This window comes from Clostridium sp. UBA7503 (assembly GCF_002477055.1).
Taxonomy (GTDB): Bacteria; Bacillota; Clostridia; order Clostridiales; family Clostridiaceae; genus Clostridium_J; species Clostridium_J sulfidigenes.
On record NZ_DLNT01000011.1, the window covers coordinates 53,299 to 74,960 of the forward strand.

20 protein-coding genes are annotated in these 21,662 nt (G+C 32.3%); all 20 read right to left on the minus strand.

Annotated features, from left to right (window positions below):
* Positions 1-224: 224 nt before the first annotated feature.
* Positions 225-1,160, minus strand: a complete 936-nt coding sequence (gene flgL / locus B3630_RS02640; protein WP_346895301.1) for a flagellar hook-associated protein FlgL — start codon at positions 1,158-1,160, stop codon at positions 225-227.
* Positions 1,161-1,187: 27 nt separating this feature from the next.
* Entirely contained in the window at positions 1,188-2,876 is a 1,689-nt protein-coding gene (gene flgK, locus B3630_RS02645) for a flagellar hook-associated protein FlgK (RefSeq protein WP_346895303.1), read from the minus strand.
* 10 nt (positions 2,877-2,886) lie between these two features.
* The gene (locus B3630_RS02650) at positions 2,887-3,297 is read right to left on the minus strand and encodes a flagellar protein FlgN (RefSeq protein WP_346877350.1); all 411 of its coding nucleotides are present in this window, start codon (positions 3,295-3,297) and stop codon (positions 2,887-2,889) included.
* Positions 3,298-3,585, minus strand: coding sequence for a flagellar biosynthesis anti-sigma factor FlgM (gene flgM / locus B3630_RS02655; RefSeq protein WP_346847861.1), 288 nt, complete (start codon positions 3,583-3,585; stop codon positions 3,298-3,300).
* 121 nt (positions 3,586-3,706) lie between these two features.
* Positions 3,707-4,891: a flagellar motor switch phosphatase FliY gene (fliY, locus tag B3630_RS02660; protein ID WP_346895331.1), complete on the minus strand. Its 1,185-nt coding sequence runs from the start codon at positions 4,889-4,891 to the stop codon at positions 3,707-3,709.
* Entirely contained in the window at positions 4,884-5,879 is a 996-nt protein-coding gene (gene fliM, locus B3630_RS02665) for a flagellar motor switch protein FliM (RefSeq protein ID WP_346869893.1), read from the minus strand. The genes fliY and fliM overlap by 8 nt, the downstream gene beginning before the upstream one ends.
* Before the next feature lie 26 nt (positions 5,880-5,905).
* Positions 5,906-6,304, minus strand: coding sequence for a chemotaxis protein CheW (locus tag B3630_RS02670; RefSeq protein WP_346895305.1), 399 nt, complete (start codon positions 6,302-6,304; stop codon positions 5,906-5,908).
* 16 nt (positions 6,305-6,320) lie between these two features.
* Positions 6,321-6,680 (minus strand): response regulator, encoded by a 360-nt coding sequence (locus B3630_RS02675; RefSeq protein WP_346869891.1) that lies wholly within the window; start codon positions 6,678-6,680, stop codon positions 6,321-6,323.
* 17 nt (positions 6,681-6,697) lie between these two features.
* The gene (locus tag B3630_RS02680; RefSeq protein WP_346895307.1) at positions 6,698-7,291 is read right to left on the minus strand and encodes a chemotaxis protein CheC; all 594 of its coding nucleotides are present in this window, start codon (positions 7,289-7,291) and stop codon (positions 6,698-6,700) included.
* A 10-nt stretch (positions 7,292-7,301) separates the two neighbouring features.
* A complete protein-coding gene (locus tag B3630_RS02685; RefSeq protein ID WP_346895309.1) occupies positions 7,302-9,458 on the minus strand; it encodes a chemotaxis protein CheA in 2,157 nt (718 codons plus the stop codon).
* 11 nt (positions 9,459-9,469) lie between these two features.
* A complete protein-coding gene (locus B3630_RS02690; protein ID WP_346895311.1) occupies positions 9,470-10,234 on the minus strand; it encodes a protein-glutamate O-methyltransferase CheR in 765 nt (254 codons plus the stop codon).
* On the minus strand, positions 10,234-11,364 hold the full coding sequence (locus B3630_RS02695; protein ID WP_346895313.1) for a chemotaxis response regulator protein-glutamate methylesterase: 1,131 nt from the start codon (positions 11,362-11,364) through the stop codon (positions 10,234-10,236). The genes B3630_RS02690 and B3630_RS02695 overlap by 1 nt, the downstream gene beginning before the upstream one ends.
* A gap of 25 nt (positions 11,365-11,389) precedes the next feature.
* Complete coding sequence (locus B3630_RS02700) at positions 11,390-11,878, minus strand: chemotaxis protein CheD (protein WP_346895315.1); 489 nt, start codon at positions 11,876-11,878, stop codon at positions 11,390-11,392.
* A 3-nt stretch (positions 11,879-11,881) separates the two neighbouring features.
* Complete coding sequence (locus tag B3630_RS02705; protein ID WP_346895317.1) at positions 11,882-12,340, minus strand: chemotaxis protein CheW; 459 nt, start codon at positions 12,338-12,340, stop codon at positions 11,882-11,884.
* Between the two features lie 11 nt (positions 12,341-12,351).
* Entirely contained in the window at positions 12,352-14,115 is a 1,764-nt protein-coding gene (locus B3630_RS02710; RefSeq protein WP_346895319.1) for a FapA family protein, read from the minus strand.
* Between the two features lie 93 nt (positions 14,116-14,208).
* On the minus strand, positions 14,209-15,030 hold the full coding sequence (locus B3630_RS02715) for an aminotransferase class IV (RefSeq protein WP_346895321.1): 822 nt from the start codon (positions 15,028-15,030) through the stop codon (positions 14,209-14,211).
* A 2-nt stretch (positions 15,031-15,032) separates the two neighbouring features.
* Positions 15,033-15,671: an HAD-IB family hydrolase gene (locus B3630_RS02720; RefSeq protein ID WP_346895333.1), complete on the minus strand. Its 639-nt coding sequence runs from the start codon at positions 15,669-15,671 to the stop codon at positions 15,033-15,035.
* 139 nt (positions 15,672-15,810) lie between these two features.
* Positions 15,811-16,203 (minus strand): DUF1292 domain-containing protein, encoded by a 393-nt coding sequence (locus B3630_RS02725; RefSeq protein ID WP_346895323.1) that lies wholly within the window; start codon positions 16,201-16,203, stop codon positions 15,811-15,813.
* A 173-nt stretch (positions 16,204-16,376) separates the two neighbouring features.
* Positions 16,377-19,889: a pyruvate:ferredoxin (flavodoxin) oxidoreductase gene (nifJ, locus tag B3630_RS02730; RefSeq protein WP_346895325.1), complete on the minus strand. Its 3,513-nt coding sequence runs from the start codon at positions 19,887-19,889 to the stop codon at positions 16,377-16,379.
* A 224-nt stretch (positions 19,890-20,113) separates the two neighbouring features.
* Entirely contained in the window at positions 20,114-21,514 is a 1,401-nt protein-coding gene (locus B3630_RS02735) for an MBL fold metallo-hydrolase (protein ID WP_346895327.1), read from the minus strand.
* Between the last annotated feature and the right edge of the window lie 148 nt (positions 21,515-21,662).

The window sequence follows — 21,662 nt, forward strand, 5'->3', positions numbered from 1 at the left end:
GTAACGCAGAAGCAATGAAAATTTTAATTTTAGAAACTCTTAGTAGTAGCGTTGTAAAATTACCGTAACTCTTGCCACGGACGGCAAGAGCCGAACACTGAGCCAGGATGGCGAATAGTGAGGGTAGGTAATTTCACAAAAGCGTAGACTTAGAGTTTCTTAATGTAAAATTTGCTTCAAGCACTTATCTGGCACGGAAAAAAATTTTCATAGCCTACAAGTCTTTATAAAAAGTCCAGAATTGATGGCTGAAGGACTTTGGAGCTAGTTTGTAGGGATGCTACATAGATGGTTCTTGCTACAGCCATCTCCATACTCTTTTCCATGAAATCTATATCTTCATTACCAGATAGTATTTCTGTAAGGTTTTCATTTTGTGCTGTATTCAGATCCTTAGCACTTTCCATCCTATTTTGCACAGTACCAACCTTAGCACTTATACTAATCATATTTTCTATTACCTTATCCATCTGATCCAAGTTTTCTCCTACAACCTTTGACTTACCATTTACATCACTCAAGTTATTTAGAAGGTCATCAAAGAATTGCGTAACTTCAATATCATTACCTGCTTTGTCCTTAAACTTTAAAACTTCTACCGCATTTACATTGTAATCCACTGTAACCCCAGAAGAAATCTCTACTTTTAGAGATTTATTTATAATATTTTCATCTCCTGATATACTTATGGAATTTTCACCTGTTACACCATCTAGATTTACTTCTACCGGTTTTAAATCTCCATCTTTACCACCAAAGATATACTTTCCATCAAAGCTAGTATTTAAGATTTGTCCAAATTCTGCCACTCTCTCATTTATCTCTTCTTTAATAGCAGTAAGTTCTGATGAACCATAGGCAGCATTTCCAGAAGATACCATAAGTTCCCTTATTCTTTGAAGACACTTAGTGCCATTGCTTAGTGCCGTGTCTGTGGTATCCATCCAGTTTATAGTATCCTTTATATTAGTGTTATATTGCTTATTAGCATTTATTTCTGAATACATCTGCATAGATCTTGCTACTTTAAAAGGGTCATCGGAAGGTTTTGAAAATACCTTACCAGTATTTAATTGCTTTTGTATTTTGTTTAAGCTATTTAAGTTAGTATTCATATCACCTAAAAAGCCACTAACCATTACACCATGAGTTATTCTCATTTTATCACCTCTATATCTTTACTATTTCTATCTAACTAGACCAATTACTACATCAAGGAGTTGATCTACCGTTGTTATTACCTTTGCATTAGCTTGGAATGCATGCTGGAATTGTACAAGGTTTATTGCTTCCTCGTCTAAGGATACTCCTGAAGTTGAAAGTCTTCTTTCAAGAAGCCCCTTTAATAAAGTATTTTGATTTTTAACAATTCTTGTAGCTTCCTCTGACTGAACTCCCAGTTTATTTATAGTATTCTTAAAGAAGCCTTCTACCTTAACTCCTCCATCTATAGTATTAAACTTTGGTACATTACCTTCAGCGGTAATGCCTAGATGTTCTTCTACAAAAGCCTTATAGTCATATACTGAACCATCTTTCTTTTTACCACTTTGAATACTATCTATATTCAAACCAAAGTCTCTTAGGCTAGCCAATGCTAGCGCTCTATCTCCATCAGTAGAACCTGAACCCTTACTTGCTCCAGCCTGAATTAGCATAACATTTTTTAGAATATCTGAATTCATCACTATATTTCCCGCTGTAATACCATCATAATCAAGAGGGTCATTTCCTGAATTAACAAAGAAGGCATACTGTTCACCTGCTGGAATACCCTCTGTATGAATTGCATTTACTGCAAATGCTAAAGTTTTTGCTAAAGTATTAGTCTGTTCTATATAACTTTCAGCATCTTCATGAATTGATTGAAGTCCACCTATTCTTCCTGAGGATGGATTAAATATTTGATCATTATTTAATGCTCCACCTGTAAGATTTACATTTCCATCTTCTTCAGTAACAAGAACTCTTCCATTATTTAAATTTTCATATTGCTCATCAGAAAGGGTAACTCCTGTTAATGTAACCTTATTTTTATCTGAAGTCATATCTCCATTTTTATAGTATTCTATATCATAACTTCCATCTGGATTTTTTGTTAATTTATTTACAAATCCTAATTTATTAATATCTTGAGAATCTTTATTTCTTATTAGATTCATAGAGTCATTATCTTCTGGTTTACAAGTAATTCCATTAAGTATTTGATTTCTAGTATCGATACCAAACTTTGTACTTAGCTCATCTAAAAGTAAATCTCTGCTATCTAATAAGTCATTAGGATTGTTCCCCGCAATGGTAACAGTTATTATTTCTTTATTTATAGAATTTAATTGATCAAGAATAGTATTTACTTCAAAAAGGTTGCTCTGTATTTCTTTAGCTGCATTATCCTTAGTATCATTTAACTTCTTATAAGTATGATTTAATTCATCTGCTAAAGCTTTTGCCTTTTGAGCTACTACTGTTCTAGCATCAGACTTTTCTGGATTCTTAGAAAGAGTTTGCCAAGCATCAAAAAATTCTGACATAAGTTCTGACATTCCTGTATCAGAAGGTTCATTAAAGATACCTTCAATTTCTGATAAGTAATCTTGTCTAACACCATAATTCCCAAGAAGAGAGCTTTCCTTTCTTATTTGATAGTCAAGAAACTGATTTCTTGTTCTTTCAATAGAACTAACTGTTACACCTGTACCAATTTGACCTACTCCCCCTGCTATGGTTTGAGGTCTTGCTGTTTGAAGTACAATATGTTGTCTTGAAAAACCTGGTGTCTTAGCATTTGAAATATTATGGCTAGTTACATTGATATATTGCTGTTGAGCAAACATACCGCCCTTTGATGTATTTAATGTTGCAAATAATCCTGACATAACCTTCTCCTTATCTCTTTATTTTTCCATATCCATTATAAACTACCGGCTCTTTTTTAGGACTTATCATAGCTAACATAGAATTTGTATAGCTAAGACTTTGTTTTATTAGTAGTTCATTAGTTTCCTTTTGAATTACTAAAGCGTTAATAGCTTTAACCATCTCATCATATATATGAGTAATTTCCTTTTCATCTACTTCTTCTACTATTTTTTTAATAGATTCTTTACCTGTTAAGCTTCTTCTCAAACCTTCAGCTCTTGCTAAGTTTCTACTACAATCATCTATATCTTTAGTTATAGCTTCTAATTTAAACACATCTTGAAGAACCAATAGTTCATGTTGAGCTTCTAAAATATCTATAAGAGCCTTTATTGCCTTTAACTCTTCTTCTAATATTCCTTTAAGCTGGTTTTTCATCTATTGTCCACCTTTCCCATATGCCATCATAGCCTTAGCCAAAACCTGCGAATCCACAGTATAGGTTCCTTTAGAAACTCTACTTTTTATCTTTTCTACTTCTTTATCACTGATACCAACACTTTCTTCTTCTAATGCTAATTTATTCAAGCTCTTTCCTAAAGTTGAAAGCTGACAAGTATCCTTAACCATATCCTTGTTTGATTTAGAATTTTCGGCTTTAGCATTTTCTTTAGTCTTATAGCTATTTACATATAGAGCGTGAATATTTCCATTATTAATTTTCATGTTTTCACTCCCAACTACTTCTCTCTACCTTTATACTCGAACCTATTTAATTAAAGTTTATAGGGTTTTTTAGTAAATTTTTTACAAACTTGTTATTGCCTCATTAATAGAAAAAAAGTCTTTACTTAGAAAGACTTTTTACTCTATCCTCTCCACTAGCAATTTCAGTAATTTTAACTCCAAAGTTTTCATCTACTACAACTACTTCACCATGGGCAATTCTTTTACCGTTGATAAAGATGTCTACTGGTTCCTCTGCTAGTTTGTTTAATTCAATTAAAGAACCTCTAGTAAGAGCTAGAATATCTCTTATATTCTTCTTTGTTCTACCAAGCTCTACTGATAATTCTAATGGAACATCTAATATTAAGTCTATATTTTTAGGCATTTCTGCACCTCTAATTTCTTCTAGTTGTCCAAAGGATGCTTGCTTCACGTTAACAGGTTCTTCATGATTTTCTACAATTCCTTGACCTTGAACACTGTAATTATTTTCATTTCTATTAATGTCTTTTGAAGCTATTTCATTAGCTACAACTTCATTATTCATAGAAATTTCTTTAGGCTCAGCTACAACTTTCACTTCAGTTGATGCCTTTGTAGATTCTGATACTGGTGCACCTTCCTCAGTTCCCATCATAATACTTACAATTTTCTTTGCTGTAGCAATTGGTAATATTTGAACAATATTACTATCTACTAGATCACCTATAGTCATTCTAAAAGAAACATTCACTATTTCTTCGTCTGCAGATATATCTGTAGATATCTCCTCTGAATTTTCATCACAAACAGAAGATATAGGAGGTGATATATTTACCTCTCTACTGAACATAGTTGCCATGGAAGTCGCTGCCGAACCTATCATTTGGTTCATAGCCTCCTGAACAGCACTTATTTCTAATTCAGAAAGTTCACTTGGTGTCTCTACAACTCCATCTCCACCCATCATTAAATTTGCTATAACAGCTGAATCTTCAATATTTATTATAAATAAATTTCCCCCAACTATTCCACTGACAAATTGAACATCTAATACTATATTAGGTGTTTTAAAGCTTTTTTTCAGCTTATCTAATGTACTAAGAGTTATAGTTGGAGTTGTAATGTTTACAGGTTTACCAACTACAGCTGAAAGTGCTGTAGCTGCTGTACCCATAGATATATTTCCTACTTCACCTAATAAATCCTTTTCTAAATCCGATAATTCCTCAGTCGATTCATTAACGGGTTCAATTTCCGAAGAACCACCATCTCCATTTAGAAGTGCATCTATTTCCTCTTGTGAAAGAAACGAATTATCCATCATTCTCAACTCCCTTGTCAATATATTCAATTATTTGAACTGCCTTATTCTTACCCTTTAATCCTGGTTTAGCTTTAAATAGAAGTTCATCTTCAACATAAATATCCACTGTACTATCATAACTTCTATCTAGGGTAACAATGTCTCCTGTAAATAAATTCAAGAAATCATTTACGGAAATCTTCGTTTCTCCAAGGACAGCCTTCATTGCTACGTCTACATTTTTTATAGTTTTGTTTATATTTGCTTTTACCTCTTCACCTTGTTCATTATCTGTGGTGCTGAACCAATTTTTTATAACCAAGTTGTCTAAAACTTTTTCTATGCTTAGATACGGAATACATATATTTATAAGTAAACTTGTATCAAACATATCTACACTAAAAGTTACTAATGCTACAGGCTCATTAGGAGCTAGAATTTGATTCAATGCTGGATTAGTTTCTATACTATCTAGAATTGGCTCTACTTCCATTACATCTTCCCAAGCTAACTTTAACTTAGAAATCATCTCCTGATTAACATGCTTAATAATGTTTTTTTCTATATCCGTTAGTTCCTTAAATTTAGGCTTTTTGTCTCCACTTCCTCCAGCTAGAACATCAAATATTCTAAGGACAAATTCCTCGTTAGTCTCTAATATTATTTGACCATCAAGGGGAGGCATTCTAAATAAATTAAGCACAGTGGTGCTTGGAATAGAATGTATAAATTCTTCATAGGTTATTTGTTCTACACTTTCTATCTTCACCTTAACATTACTTCTAAGCTGAGCTGTTAAGTAGTTAGATACTATCCTCGCGTAATTATCATGGATAACTTCTACTGCTCTAATAACATCCTTAGAAAACTTTTGTGGCCTTTTAAAATCATAATTTTTAATTTTAATATTTTCTTCATCTTTTTCAATGTCACTTGGTTCTAAGTCACCAGAAGACAAGGCAGATAAAAGTGCATCTATTTCACTTTGCGATAAGGTTTCTGCCATATTCTACCTCTTTCTACCCAGTGGGTCTATTGTAGTAGTTTATCAATATCAATCATAGTTAATATTCTATTTTCAAGATTTATAAGTCCCTTTATAAAAGGCTTATTTTTATCTTCATGAACTCTTTTAATCATATCTTCTTCCACATTCATAACTTCTTCTACATGGTCTACAGTTATTCCAACCTGCTCACCATCTACCTCTAAAACTATAATGTTATTATTGTTTTCATCACTTACATTCATACCTAAAAGAAGATTAATATCTAATACGGAAAGTATACTTCCTCTTAGATTTATAAGTCCCTTAATATATTTTTCCGATTTGGGAACCTTTGTGATTTTCATTAGTCCGTTTATTCCCTGAACTTTGCTTGTCTCTACTGCGAATTCTTCGTCACCTATTGTAAAAACCACAACTTGCACTAAAATCCCCCCCATATTATCCTAATACTTTTTTTATAGCTTCAAGCACCCTGTCTGCTTGGAATGGTTTAACTATAAAATCCTTTGCTCCAGCTTTTATAGCATCCATAACCATGCTTTGTTGTCCCATTGCACTACACATAACTATCTTCGCACTTGGATCAAAAGCTTTAATTTCTTTAACTGCTTCTATTCCATCCATCTCAGGCATTGTAATATCCATGGTTACTATGTCTGGTTTTTCTGCTTTATAGATCTCCACTGCCTTAATTCCGTTATTAGCTTCTCCAATAACTTCATATCCATTCTTCTCTAAAATATCCTTAACCATCATTCTCATAAAAGTCGCATCGTCTACTATTAATACTCTTGCCATTTTCTACATAACCTCCGTTAATTTAATCCTAATGATTCTAATATTCTTTCCAAAGACCCTGGCGCTGGGATAAAATAAAAATCACCTCTTAAGTCTTCATTCTCCTGAGAAAATCCTGTTTCTATATCTAATACATAGTCATTAAATTGACCAGATTCAATGAAAGTTGTGGAAAGTACTGCTGTAAGCATGTCCTTTGCTACTGCAGGTACCGATGGGAATAACCTTAAATTAGTCATTTGACTTATGGCATTCATATAGGTTGCAAATATTATGTTACCTATTTCTCCAAGGGCTGAATAACCTAGTTCATTTAACTCTTCCCCCTCTTGCTTTCCAACTAGCATTTCTGCAATCTTCATCATTGTAGCTGTATCAAACATAAATAATATATTTCCTGGGGCTTCACCAAGAACTCTTGCAATTACTGCATAAACTACAGTTTCTTCATCTACCCTTTCAAAAATATCCTCTAATGAAATAACATTTACCTTGGGAACTGATATTTGTATCTCTTTCCCCAAGATTTGCGCCATGGCTGTAGCTGCATTTCCAAGACCTATATTACCTATCTCTCTCAATGCATCTATTTGTAACTCGGTAAACTCCATAGCTCTCCTCCTAAATAAGTGCTGCTACATCTAAAATTAAGGTTACTAATCCATCACCTAATATGGTAGCTCCAATATATTCTTTTGTCGATTTTAGTATATTTCCAAAGGTTTTAATAACTATTTCCTTTTGTCCTAATAATGAATCAACTACTAAGGCAACTTCATTTTCACCAACCTTTGCAAGTATTACGTATTTTTTACCATAATCCTTACTTTCTATATCTAATTTATCATTAATTCTTACTAATTTAAACACCTTATCATTATATACCACAATTTCTTTATTGTTTGTTCTTTTAATTTCCTCTGGATTATATTCCATAACTCTATCTATAAATCCTAAAGATATAGCCATAGTCTCTGTTCCAATCTTAACAAGTAAGGATTGAATTATTTGTAGAGTTAAAGGTAACTTTATTATAAAAGAGGTTCCTTTTCCTTCTTCACTGAATACATCTACGGTTCCTCCAAGGCTTGAAATTTTTGTTTTTACAACATCCATTCCAACTCCTCTTCCGGATATATCAGTAACTACTTCATTAGTACTAAACCCTTGAGAGAAAATAAGATTTTTTATATCATTATCGTTCATCCCTTCAGTATTAATACCAATTTTCTCTGCCTTAGCCTTAACCTTTTCCACATTGATACCATTACCATCATCTTCTACCTTTATAACAGCCTTAGTACCTTCAGAATAGGCAATTAATTTTATCTTTCCTGCTGCTGGCTTACCTTGACTAATTCTTTTTTCTGCTGACTCAACTCCATGGTCTGCAGCATTTCTAAGCAAGTGTATTAAAGGTTCACCTATCTCTTCGATTACAGTTCTATCAAGCTCTGTATCCTGTCCTTGAATTTCAAAATCAATCTCTTTATTTAGTTCCATTGATAAATCTCTTATCATTCTTGGAAACCTATTAAACACTACATCTAAAGGTAACATTCTAATCTTCATAACTAAATCTTGAAGATCAGTAGTAGTCCTAGCTACTTCTTCTAAGGTTTCATTTAATTCCACAATCTTATGATTAGCGCTTATTTGCTCTAATCTAGTTCTATGGATTACTAGCTCAGATACCATATTCATAAAGTTATCTAATCTTTCTAAATCAACTCTAACAGATTGTCCAACACCTTTATTTTTGTGTTTTACTGGTTGTTTTTTATTTTCTTCTTTGGTACTAGGTGCTTTTTCTACAGTTTTTGCCTTAAGATTATTTTTTGATTCCTTTAACTCTACTACTTTGTTAGAACTTTCTTTTTCTTTAGCAATTTCAGCAGTATTTGTAGCCTTACTACTAGTAGCTAAACTTGTGGCAGCAATTTCATTAGCTCCTTTAGCATCTCTAATAATATTACCATTATTAACTAACCCACTTATATCTCTTACCTCAACTTGCCTTATTTCAGATATTCCATTAATAGAATTTCTTATTATGTCCTGAGATGTTTCTGTTACAAATACTAAATCAATATCAAAATCAAAGTTTTCACTTTCTAAATCCTCCAGCTTTGGATTTGATTTTAGGATTTCTCCATTCTCCTCTAAAGTCTGAAATAAAATAAATGCTCTAGCAGATTTTAAAATAGTTTTTTCATCAAGTCCAACATGAACATGGAAGGTATTGAAATTATTCTTTAAAGCTTCCTTTAAGGTATCAATATCATATTCATCAAGACCTAAATCTACAATATCCTCACTGCCCATTATATCTTGTGCCACTTCTTTATCTTTATTCTGAATTACCTGTGATGAATTTTCTTCCTTTCGGATGTTTTCATTTCCCTCTGCTATCTTTATTAGCTGAGTTACAATGTTATTAATCTCTAAGTCTCCATCACCTCCATCAGTAATATCTCCTACCATGGATTCTAAAATATCTAAACAATTAAACAATACTGTTACCACTTCATGGGTTACTTTAAGTTGTCCCTCTCTAAACTTAGACAATACATCCTCCATCTTATGGGTAAGTTCTGCCATTTTAGTATACCCCATAGTAGCAGCCATTCCTTTAATGGTATGTGCAACTCTGAAAATCTGATTTAATATTTCCATATCTTCCGAATCATTTTCTAATATAAGTAATGATTCATTTAATAGTTGTAAATTGTCACTTGACTCTTCTAAAAACATAGATAGATATTGAGAAGTGTCCATGTTACCCCTCCTTAAATTTTCTTATAGATAAATGTTGAAAGTTTATCAAAACCAAAATTCTTATATCCATATATACTTTCTGTAGCACCTATAAATAATAAACCTCCTGGATTTAATGCTTTAGAAAACTTTTCATAAATTTTTTCTTTTACTTCATTAGTAAAATATATAACCACATTTCTACATACAATTATGTCAAAGCCACCTTCATAGCTATCTAATATAAGATCATGTTTTTTAAAGGTTACTAGATCTTTTACTTCCTGGTTAATTATAAATTTTTCCCCCTCATGTTTAAAATACTTATGAAGTTGGGTTTTAGGTATGTTTTTAATATCTCCACTTACATACTCTCCTGCTTTTGCCCTTATTAGGATGTTAGTATCTATATCAGTGGCTAATATCTTATGCCTAACACTAGGAGTCATCTCCTTTAACATCATAGAAATAGAATAAGGTTCTGCCCCAATAGAGCAAGCTGCACTCCATATTTTTAGTGGTCTATTATAGGATAATTCACTTTTTATAAAATTTTCAAGTTCTCTAAATATTTGTGGGTTTCTATAGAACTCTGTTACATTTATCGTAACATAATCCAAAAACTTTTCCCTTATGACCTTATCTTTTTTTATTAATACCATATATTCATCTAAATCTTTAGCTCCAGCTCTAGACATAATAGTAAGTATTCTTCTATGTAACTGAGCTGATTTATAACCGGACAAATCTAAATTAAACTCTCTTAATACGAAATTTTCAAACTTTGTAAAATCCATTATTTCTTCACATCCCCCAGTACTATATTAGCTATTCTTTTACTAATATCATAAAGTGGAATAACTTCGTCTATCATATTAGTGTCGTAAGCTGCTTTAGGCATTCCATATATTATACAAGTAGACTCATCTTCTGATATAGTGGCTCCACCTGTTTTTTTCACTTCTATAATTCCATCAGCTCCATCTCTTCCCATACCAGTGAGGATAATACCTAATAAATTCTCCCCATATACCTTAGCTCCTGATATAAACAGCTTGTCTACAGCCGGCCTTACTCCCCACATTGGAGGTTCTAAATTTAAGGTTATAGTTTTGTTTCTACTTATCGTCATATGTTTACCACCAGGTGCTATATATACAACATCCTTTTCTATGGACATACCTTCCCTGGCTTCCACCACCTTGACCTTAGAAAATTTATCAAGTCTTTCAGCAAAAGCCTTTGTAAAACCTTCTGGCATATGCTGAACCACTAATATAGGAACTCCTAATTTTTCTGGAAGGTTTGTAATAACATTAAATAATGCCTTAGGACCACCTGTAGATGCCCCCATTACAATTGCTGATATTTTTTTATTACCTATTTCTTTACTTCTTATAGTTTTAGGAGGTATTGAGTCTCTTTCCCTTACTTTTAACACTTGAGAAACTCTATGTATTTCTCTTATTTTACCTTCTTTAACGTCAACGCCTTTTGCGCTACTAATGGAAGAAGTCTTTCTTACAAATCTGATACCTCTTATTTTTGAAACTAGAATTTCTCTAACTCCATTAATGTTTAAAGAAATTGAACCCGATGGTTTAGGTACAAAATCTATAGCTCCATTTTCTAAACATTCCATAGTTTCCTCGGCACCATCCTGTGTTAAACTACTTATCATTATAACTTTAGTAGGTATCTTTAACTCCATTACTTTCTTCAAAGCTTCTATCCCATTCATCTTTGGCATTTCGATATCTAAAGTGATAACATCTGGAACCTGCTTTTTTAACTTTTCTAAAAGATCTTCTCCATTTCTCGCAATGGCTATCACTTCCATATCATCTTCCATATTTATCATATCCGATATCATCTTTCGCATTAAAGCGGAGTCATCTACAACCATAACTGAAACCTTTTGTACCATATGTAATCACTCCAATCATTAATTTCTATATAATTTTAATACCTTCTCCTACAGTTTTTACATATAGCTCCCCTGTTACTGTATCAAAGGTTATTGTTCTTCCTTTAGTTCCTCCAATTTCTTCACTATCTATAGGTATTTTTCTAGCCTTTAATATATCCTTAACTGCTAGGCTGTTTCTAGCACCTATATCCATATTAACCTTGCTGTCTGCAAAGTTAAACATAGATGCCCCACCAGCAATCTTAGCTCTTAGATTCTTTTCTTTTGCACCATTTTCTATCATTTGTTTAATTAGAATAGGTATTGCAAGATTAGCAAACTTTATTTCATTTGCTATCTTATTAAACTTTTCACTGTCTGGAAGCATAATATGTGCAAGGCCTCCAATTCCGCTTTTTTTATCTATGATGGCAATACCAATACAAGAACCTAGCCCAATTGTCATAAGCCTATCTGGACATTTGGCTATTTTATAATCTGCAATGCCTACTTTTATCTCCTTGTATTCCATAGCTTACCTTTCTATTTTCTCCTTTTCATCCTTTGAAAGAAGTTCATTTAAATTTAAAAGTAAAATAATAGTATTTTTATTTTTATCTTTTATTATGCCCTTAACATATTTCTTAGATATATTAGAAGATATATCTGGTGTAGGTTCTAAGTCATCCACTTTCCTAGATATAACTTCATTAACAGCTTCTACTATAACCCCCATTGCACCATCTTCATTTCTAACAACGATTATGGAACCCTCCTTTTCTTTATCTTCCAGATTATATATTCCAAATTTTTTAGCTAAACTAATAACTGGTAATATTCCATCTTGATAATTTATAACTCCCTGTAAAAAATCTTGTGAATCTGGAATTTTTGTTGGCTCTTCATAGTTTAGAATACGTTCTACCTCTCTAATATCTGCTGCAAAGCACTGCTCTCCTAGCCTAAACACAAGTAATTTAAATTCCTCTGCCACTTTTATCCCTCCTAAATTTTAAACTTATCAACAATTAAATCTCTATTTTTATCTATATATACATGAACATTTTTGCATGTTTCATCCATTATAGTTTCCATATTTCCAACTATAAATTTAGTATTTAGGTAAGCTACATCACAATAAATATGTCCTTCCTTACCTACTACTACCTCAGTCATAACCCCTGAATGTGAACCTACTATCTTAGCCTTAATTTCATTTTCCGCCTTAACTTTTCCACCTCGAAGCTCGCATTGACCTTCTCCTGTAAAGTATATACCCTTTTCTGCATAAACATTGGATTTATAAACACCTTTACCATTTATTGTCAAATTACCAGAGCAAAATACTGTACAATCTTGAATGTACCCTATTGTAGCATCTGAATTAATATCTTTCATAGCTTCTATGGCCTTTATTTTCTCTTCTGCTAAAGTCTTAACCTTAATTAGTTCTTCTACACCACTTATTAACATGTAGTTCTTATTAGCATATTTAATCTTTAATACTCTAAATAATTCATTGTTATTATCATTAATTTCAACCATTGTATTTAATACTTTATTAATTATCTTAGTTATTAAAGGAAATTTACTCTTTATAACAAGGCCTATAATATCACAATCTCTTATATTCCTCTTTATATCTCCACTTTCTTTAACAGCTTTTACAGCCTTATACAAGCTATGAAAACTATCCACTATAGCCGATAACTCTTCTAAATATCCTTTAAACTCAGAGAACTCACTTCTAATCTTTATTGTAGATGAAATTGCACTACCAATGATTTGCATATCTCCCTCTGACCAAAGACTACATCTTACTGCATTTCCCTTTATAATTATGGCATTTCCTGATTTAACCTTCATACCTTCTTTAACATCAGCATTAATAATTACATCGCCTATAAAATTAATATCTCCTGTAGTTATATCTACATCACTAAGAACCTCATGAACATTATTAACTTGAAAAATACATCCCTTTATTTGAGGTTTTCCCTCCATTGTGGACACTATAGTATCCTTATCCTTAAATTTACATCCTGATTTCACCATCATGTCCTTAACTTTTCTTTTCTTTGGTTGAATAGGCTGTGAAAATAAGTTAATACCTATGGTACCTTCTTTTCCCACAGTACGTTTTGCAAGGATATCATCTTTCTTCACACTTGTTATACTACCTATAGATTTAAAATCTACATTACCACTTTGGTCACTTTTAAATCCTTTATGGGTACTAGTATCAAAATATACTTCTAATACATCATCTATAGGTTCAATCGGTTCCTTTCCCCTAGCAACTACAACATTTTCTATCTTGTCCATATTTTTTATGTCATCTAACATCTTATTGTCAATCCCATAAACTATGTTCTTATCTTTAAGTTCTTTTAATAATTCATCCCTTGTATATTTAGGTGGAAACTTCTCTTCTTTTACCTTTGCATTTAAGGTAATCATAGGTGCTTCTGGTGTATCTTCTAAAGTATAAATTACTTCCGGACTATAGTTTATTGATATACTAGCTATCATTTTATCTTCACTAATATTTATATTCAATTCCCTTATTGCCTTAGATTCATTAAAAATTATATCTATCTTACTTTCAGAGCTAACTCTAGCTCTACCTTTTACTTCTTGTTCATCTACAAATAAACTAACATCCTTGCCCTTTACAATCCAAGGACCTTCAGAAATATTTTCTTCATCAGTAATAATCAGTTTGCCATCAAGTACTTTTCCAGTTCCCCTTAATGTCTTATTTTCCACATTATCACCCCTAATACATAATACAGATCATTTCCTTCTAAAATACAAAAACAATACTATAATATATTATCGTATTGTTTTTGACATACTTTACTATTTACTTGTTTTATAATTCTTCAAGTTTATTGTAATTAATTCTTCAAACTTATCTTTTATATCATAAATTCTTTGATAAATTTTATCATATTTTATAATACCTTCAACTTCATTTATAGGTAGCACTTTAGGAGAAGTTCCTGATATAAATAATCCATCTAAATTTTTTATATGTTCATAATAAATATTTTCTTCTCTTACCTTTAACCCTAGTTCTTCACAAGCTTTTATTATCTCGCTTCTAGTTATTCCTGGAAGTACCCCTTCTACTGGGGCTGTAATTATTTCATCACCTTTTATCATAAATATATTAGACTTGCTTCCCTCCGTAATATACCCTTTACTATTTACTAAAATAGCTTCATAACTGCCACTAGCATCTATTTTTTCATTAACTTTTCCCCTAAAGGAATTATCTATAACCTTGGCATTAGGATTATGTCTTTCTCCAAAATAAAGAATAGTCTTTACTCCACTACTATACATATCCTTAGTTGGATAAGAATGCTTTATAAAAAATATAAATAGATTATCCTTATTTATTACAAGCTTTAAATTACCACTTTCAACTCTATTTAGAGTTATTAATTTTCCTATGTATTCCTTAATCTTATTCATAGATATAAGTTCTTCTTTTTTTTCTAACTTTAAAGAATTTTCAAGTCTAGCTAAATGTTCATCTAAAAATAGAGGAGCTCCATCTATAACCCTTATAACCTCATATATGCACTTATCTTCCACCACATATATATCTTGAAATTCCTCCCTTTCATAAGCTTCATCATTCTTTATAAAGTAATCATTTATACAATTCTCCATAATTATCGCCACCTTAAAATCTCTAATTCATGATTCTTCTTATAATTTATTAAATATCCCTTACCTACTAACTTTAAAAGAGGTAAATCCGAAAGAGAATCAGAAAACATATAGGAGTTTTTAAAATCCACTTCTATATTGTCTTTTTTTAGCTCCTCCATTAATCTTTTCACTTTAGCTTCACCTTTGCAATTTTCTCCTAAAATTTTAGGAGAAAATTTTCCTTCATCAATATGAAACTTAGTTCCAATAACCTTATCTACTTCTTCTATACTATAAAATTCATTAACATAAAACTCAGGCGAGGCAGAAATTAAATATATCTTATAACCCTTTTCCTTAAAGTCCTTAATAGCTTTAATTGCATCTTCATACAATATGCTCTCTATCTTTTCCTTATAAAAACTTTTCACTAGTTTCTTTAAGTCTTCCTCACTGATTCCTGATAAAAATCTTAAAAAATTCTCCTTAGTTCTTCCAGCATTATAAACCTTCAGACCATAAAAAATACCAGTTATTATATGTGATGGTAAATACCTAAGTAACTTCCTATCCTTCTTAAGCATATATTTATATAGTTCTATAGAAGTCTCTTTTTTAGTTAATGTATAATCAATATCAAATATAGCTAGTTTTTCCATGTGAAATTGACCTACTTTCATGTTATTCTTAACCCTTGATCATTCATTCCATCTCCTCCTTAGTATGTTATTTCCATAGGAAAATATGGACAACATAGCATAAAAGCCGCTATATAAATAGCGGCTTTTAGAAGTTTAATTAGTTTTCACTATTTTCATTTGCAAGTAATTCTTCGTAATATGCTTTTGCTGCATCATACTCTGCATCTTCTGGTACAACAAGTTCTCCTACTTCATCATCACCAACTACTTTAAATAAGTATATTGAACCATCATCTGGATTTTGTACTAAGGCATATTCATTTTCTTCAAATAAAAATCCATCAACTATTTCACATTGAGTTACATTTCCGTCTTCATCTTCTAACTCAACGAACATTGCTTCGTGCTCTCCGCAACCACAACCACATTCTTCGTGATCATGTTCATGGTCATGTCCTCCACAGCAGCATTCATGACTTTCTTGCTCATGTCCTCCGCAGCATCCTGTTTCTTTTTTATCTTCATTATTTCCACAACAGTTATTTCCCATATTAATAGCCTCCTTAAATAATACTCCTCTTCATTGTACCCTTAATCTTCATATTTTAGAAGTGTTTTATAATATTTTAATACAAAATTTTTATTTTCATACAACAATTATCCTAATTTTACATAAAGAAAAGGGCTGCCCCAAAATGGAGGCAACCCTTAAATTATTTAAAACTATTGTTGAGCTGCAAGTTTTTTATAAGATTCTAATCTTTCTTTTGCATCTTGTTCAGTCTTAACAAATAATTCCTCAGCTACTTCTGGGAACATTTTTTGAAGTGATGCATATCTTACTTCGTTTAATAAGAAGTCTCTGAAAGATTCAGTTGGCTCTTTAGAATCTAAACTAAATGGATTCTTACCTTCTTCTTTAAGAGCTGGATTGAATCTATATAATCCCCAATATCCGCAAGCTACAGCTTTTTTAGATTCTAATTGAGTATTACCCATTCCAGTCTTAATTCCATGGTTAATACATGGAGCATAAGCTATGATTAAAGATGGACCTGGATATGCCTCTGCTTCTCTTATAGCTTTAAGAGTTTGAGCTTGGTCAGCTCCCATAGCTATTTGAGCAACATATACATAGCCATAGCTCATTGCCATCATTCCAAGGTCTTTCTTCTTAGTTCTCTTACCTGAAGCTGCAAATTTAGCAATTGCTGCAGTTGGAGTAGCTTTTGAAGATTGTCCACCAGTATTAGAGTAAACTTCTGTATCAAATACAAATACATTTACATCTTCTCCTGAGGCTAGAACGTGGTCAACACCGCCATATCCAATGTCGTATGCCCAACCGTCTCCACCAAAGATCCATTGAGATCTCTTAACGAAGAAGTCTTTAAATTTATATAACTCTGCCATTGTTTCGCAGCAATTTTTGTTTGCTTCTATTAATGGAAGTACTTTCTTAGTAGCAGCTTTTGAAGATTCTGCATTATCTTTATTCTCTAACCATTCATTTAAAGCAGCTTTTAACTCTTCATTACAATTTGTTGATACTGCTTTCTTTACTAAGTCAGCAAGTTTTTCTCTTTGGTGATTAGCACCTAAGAACATACCTAAACCAAATTCAGCATTATCTTCAAATAATGAGTTAGCCCAAGCTGGTCCTTTACCTTCTTGATTCTTAGTATATGGAGTTGAAGGAGCACTTCCTCCCCAAATTGAAGAACATCCTGTAGCATTAGCTATCATCATTCTGTCTCCAAATAATTGAGTTATAAGTTTCGCATATGGAGTTTCTCCGCAACCTGCACAAGCACCTGAGAACTCTAGAAGTGGAGTCTCAAATTGGCTACCTTTAACAGAAGCAACGCCTAATGGATTTTCAGTTTTTTTCATTTTAACTGTGAAATTCCAAGGCTCTATTTGATCTTTCTGAGTATCAAGAGGTTTCATAACTAAAGCTTTTTGTTTAGCTGGGCAAACTTGTGCACAGTTTCCACAACCTGTACAATCTTGAACAGCTACAGACATTGTGAATTTTAAACCTTTAAGTTGTCCACCTTTGGCATCTGCAAGCTTAATAGCTGCTGGTGCATTAGCAAAATCTTCTTCTGTTCCAATAGATGGTCTTATTGTAGCATGTGGACATACATAAGAACATTGGTTACATTGGATACAGTTTTCTGGAATCCACTCTGGTACATTAACAGCTATTTCTCTCTTTTCATAAGCAGCTGTTCCATGGTCAAAAGTACCATCTTCTCTTCCTTCAAAAGCACTTACAGGAAGTTTGTCTCCTTCTTGTCTATTCATAACTTCAACAATGTTTTTAATGAAGTCAGGAGTTTCCTTCTTACATTCATTTTTATCTTCTGCATTTTTCCAAGCTTCTGGAACATTAACTTTAACTATAGCATTAACTCCAGCATCTATAGCATCGTTGTTCATTTTAACAACTTTTTCACCTTTTTTACCATAAGATGTTTGAACTGCATCTTTAAGGTATTTAATAGCTTCGTCCACCGGAATAATTTCAGCTAGCTTGAAGAAGGCAGCTTGACAAATCATATTAATTCTTCCGCCAAGACCAATTTCTTGAGCCACTTTTACAGCATTTATTGTGTAGAAGTTTATGTTATGTTCAGCAATATATCTCTTCATTGATGCTGGTAAATGTTCTTCTAAATCTTTTTCATCCCAAATACAGTTTAATAGGAATGTACCACCATCTTTAATTCCAGCTAATACATCATAGCTATTAACATAAGATTGGTTATGACATCCAATGTAGTTAGCTTGGTTGATTAGGTATGGAGATTTAATCTCTTCTTTACCAAATCTTAAGTGAGACATTGTTACTCCACCAGATTTTTTAGAGTCATAAGCAAAGTATGCTTGAGCATACATGTCTGTATGGTCTCCTATGATTTTTATAGCACTTTTGTTAGCTCCAACTGTTCCGTCAGATCCTAACCCCCAGAATTTACACTCAACAGTTCCTACTGGTGTAGTAGCTATAGTTCTTGTAATATTTAGCGATGTATTTGTAACGTCATCAACTATTCCTATAGTGAATCCATTTTTAAGTTCTTCTTCTTTTAAGTGATCGAATACAGTAACTATTTGAGATGGAGTAGTATCTTTTGAACCTAATCCATATCTTCCACCAATAATAACTGGTCTTTCAGCTCTATCATAGAATGCATTTCTAACATCTTGATATAATGGCTCTCCAGCAGATCCTGGCTCTTTTGTTCTATCTAATACAGCAATCTTTTTAACTGTTGCTGGCATATGTTTAAAGAAGTGTTCTAATGAGAATGGTCTATATAAGTGAACCTTAACTAGTCCAACTTTTTCTCCCTGAGCTGTTAAGTAATCAACTGTTTCCTCAGCAACATCACATACTGATCCCATTGCAACAATTACTCTCTCTGCATCTGGTGCTCCATAGTAGTTGAATAAATGGTAATCAGTACCAATTTCTTTGTTAATCATTTCCATATATTTTTCTACAACTCCTGGAATCGCATTGTAGAATGGGTTTGAAGCTTCTCTTGCTTGAAAGTATATATCAGGGTTTTGAGCTGTTCCTCTAGTTACAGGATTCTCTGGGTTTAAAGCACTTGCTCTATATGCATCTACTGCATCCCTATTTAAGAATTTTCCTAGAGTTTCATAGTCCCAAGTTTGAATTTTTTGTATTTCATGTGATGTTCTAAATCCATCGAAGAAATGTAAGAATGGAACTCTACCTTCAATAGATGCTAAGTGAGCTACTGGAGCAAGGTCCATAACTTCTTGAACGCTATTTGTAGCAAGTAAAGCAAAACCTGTTTGTCTTGTAGCCATAACGTCTTGATGATCTCCAAATATTGATAAAGCTTGTGCTGCTAATGCTCTAGCACTTACATGTAAAACACCTGGAAGTAATTCTCCAGCTATCTTGTACATGTTTGGAACCATAAGTAATAATCCTTGAGATGCTGTGAAAGTAGTTGTTAATGCACCCGCTTGTAGTGAACCGTGAACTGCTCCAGCTGCACCTGCCTCTGATTGCATTTCCATTATCTTTAGCTTTTGTCCAAATACATTTTCTCTGCCTTGTGCTGCCCACTCATCACAGTGTTCAGCCATTGGTGATGAAGGTGTAATTGGGTATATAGCTGCTACATCAGTATATGCATAGGCTACGTGAGCTGCGGCGGTGTTACCGTCCATAGTTTTCATTTTTCTCATTGTAAGCAACCCTCTTTCTTCTATAAATATTTTATTAGCAAACTCATAATCTTATTTTTTATTTGTGAAAATGCTATCATGAATTCACTTATATTTAGCTATTTCTCTAAGACACATTAATGCCAAACTATAGGTTTGGTAATGTTTAACATGACCTTACATTTAAATTATACCTTAATTTTATTAAAATTCAACCCTAAAAATTAACACACTTTGTTAAGTTTTTAATTAATTTCTAAGGTAAATTCATCCAAAAAATCCGGTATAACCACTGAATAATTTTTACTTTTTAAATTGTTAGTGAAGGATTCAATATTTTTTCCTTCACCATGAACTAGGAATATTTTCCTAGGTTTTTCCTTCATACTACTTACCCAATTATATAATCCTGCCTTATCTGCATGACCTGATAATCCATCCATATAATAAACTTTTCCTTTAACTTCAATATTTTCTCCTTTGAGTTTAATTCTTTTATTTCCTTTTAATAATTTACTCCCAATGCTCTGATTCCCTTGATAGGAGGTAATTAATACGCCACACTCTGGTCTAGGAAGATTATTTCTTAAATGGTTAGCTATTCTTCCCCCATCATAAACTCCTCCTGCTACAATAATTATAGATTTTGATTTAACTTCATAAACCTTCTTTTCATCATCACTATTTTCAACAAAATGCAGTCCTTTAAAGTTCATCGGATCATCACCTTTTTCTATAAGAGCCTTAGCCTTCTTATCAAAGTATTCTTCATACTTTCTAAATATTTTGGTAATTCCTGCTGCCAAAGGACTATCTATATATACATTACAGCCCTGCACCTGTCCACTTTCTATAAAACTATTTAGCATGTATATAATCTCCTGGGTTCTTCCTAAAGAAAAACAAGGAATTATTAAATTTCCGTTACCCTCCATGATATCCTTTACAATTTCTAGGAGTTTTGCATAATTATCTTTTTCTTCATGCATCTTATCTCCATAAGTACTTTCAAGGATTAAAAAATCTCCCTGGAGTTCCTTTTCTGGATTATTTAAAATATCTCTATTAATATTTCCTATATCTCCAGTATATATCAATTTAATCCAACTTTCACCACAATTTTTGATTAAAATTTCACATATTGCAGAACCTAATATATGACCTGCATCCCTAAAAGTAACTTTTATATCCTCTTCCAATAGAATTTCTTCATTATATCCGTAGGTATAAAAATTTTTTAGAGCTAGCTCCACATCGTCTTCATCGTATAAAGGACTTAAAGCTTTTACACCCTTACCGTGTCTAGAAAGATTTTCAGAGTAAGTTTCCTCCTGTTGAATTCTAGCAGCATCCTTAAGTAAATACCCACATAATTCCTTAGTAGGCTCAGTACAAATTACCTTCCCTTGAAATCCCAACTTAAACAAAAGTGGTATCCTACCACTATGATCCACATGACTATGAGATAATACAATATAATCGACTTCCTTAGGATCCACATTCAATATATCATTCCTATAGGACTTTAAATCATTACTTTGAAATAAACCGCAATCTAAAAGTATTTTTTTATCATTAACAGTAAGTAAATGACTTGACCCTGTAACACACTTAGTAGCTCCTAAGAACTTTAACTTTATCTCCATAATCACTTCTCCTATCTTTCCTATGTTTAATATATTTAATATTATTCACTAATTTCATAGGATTTTATGTATGGACTATTTACATATTTATCATTTTCCCTATATAAAAATATCCCTATATAAATAATTATATAGGGATATTTTTATA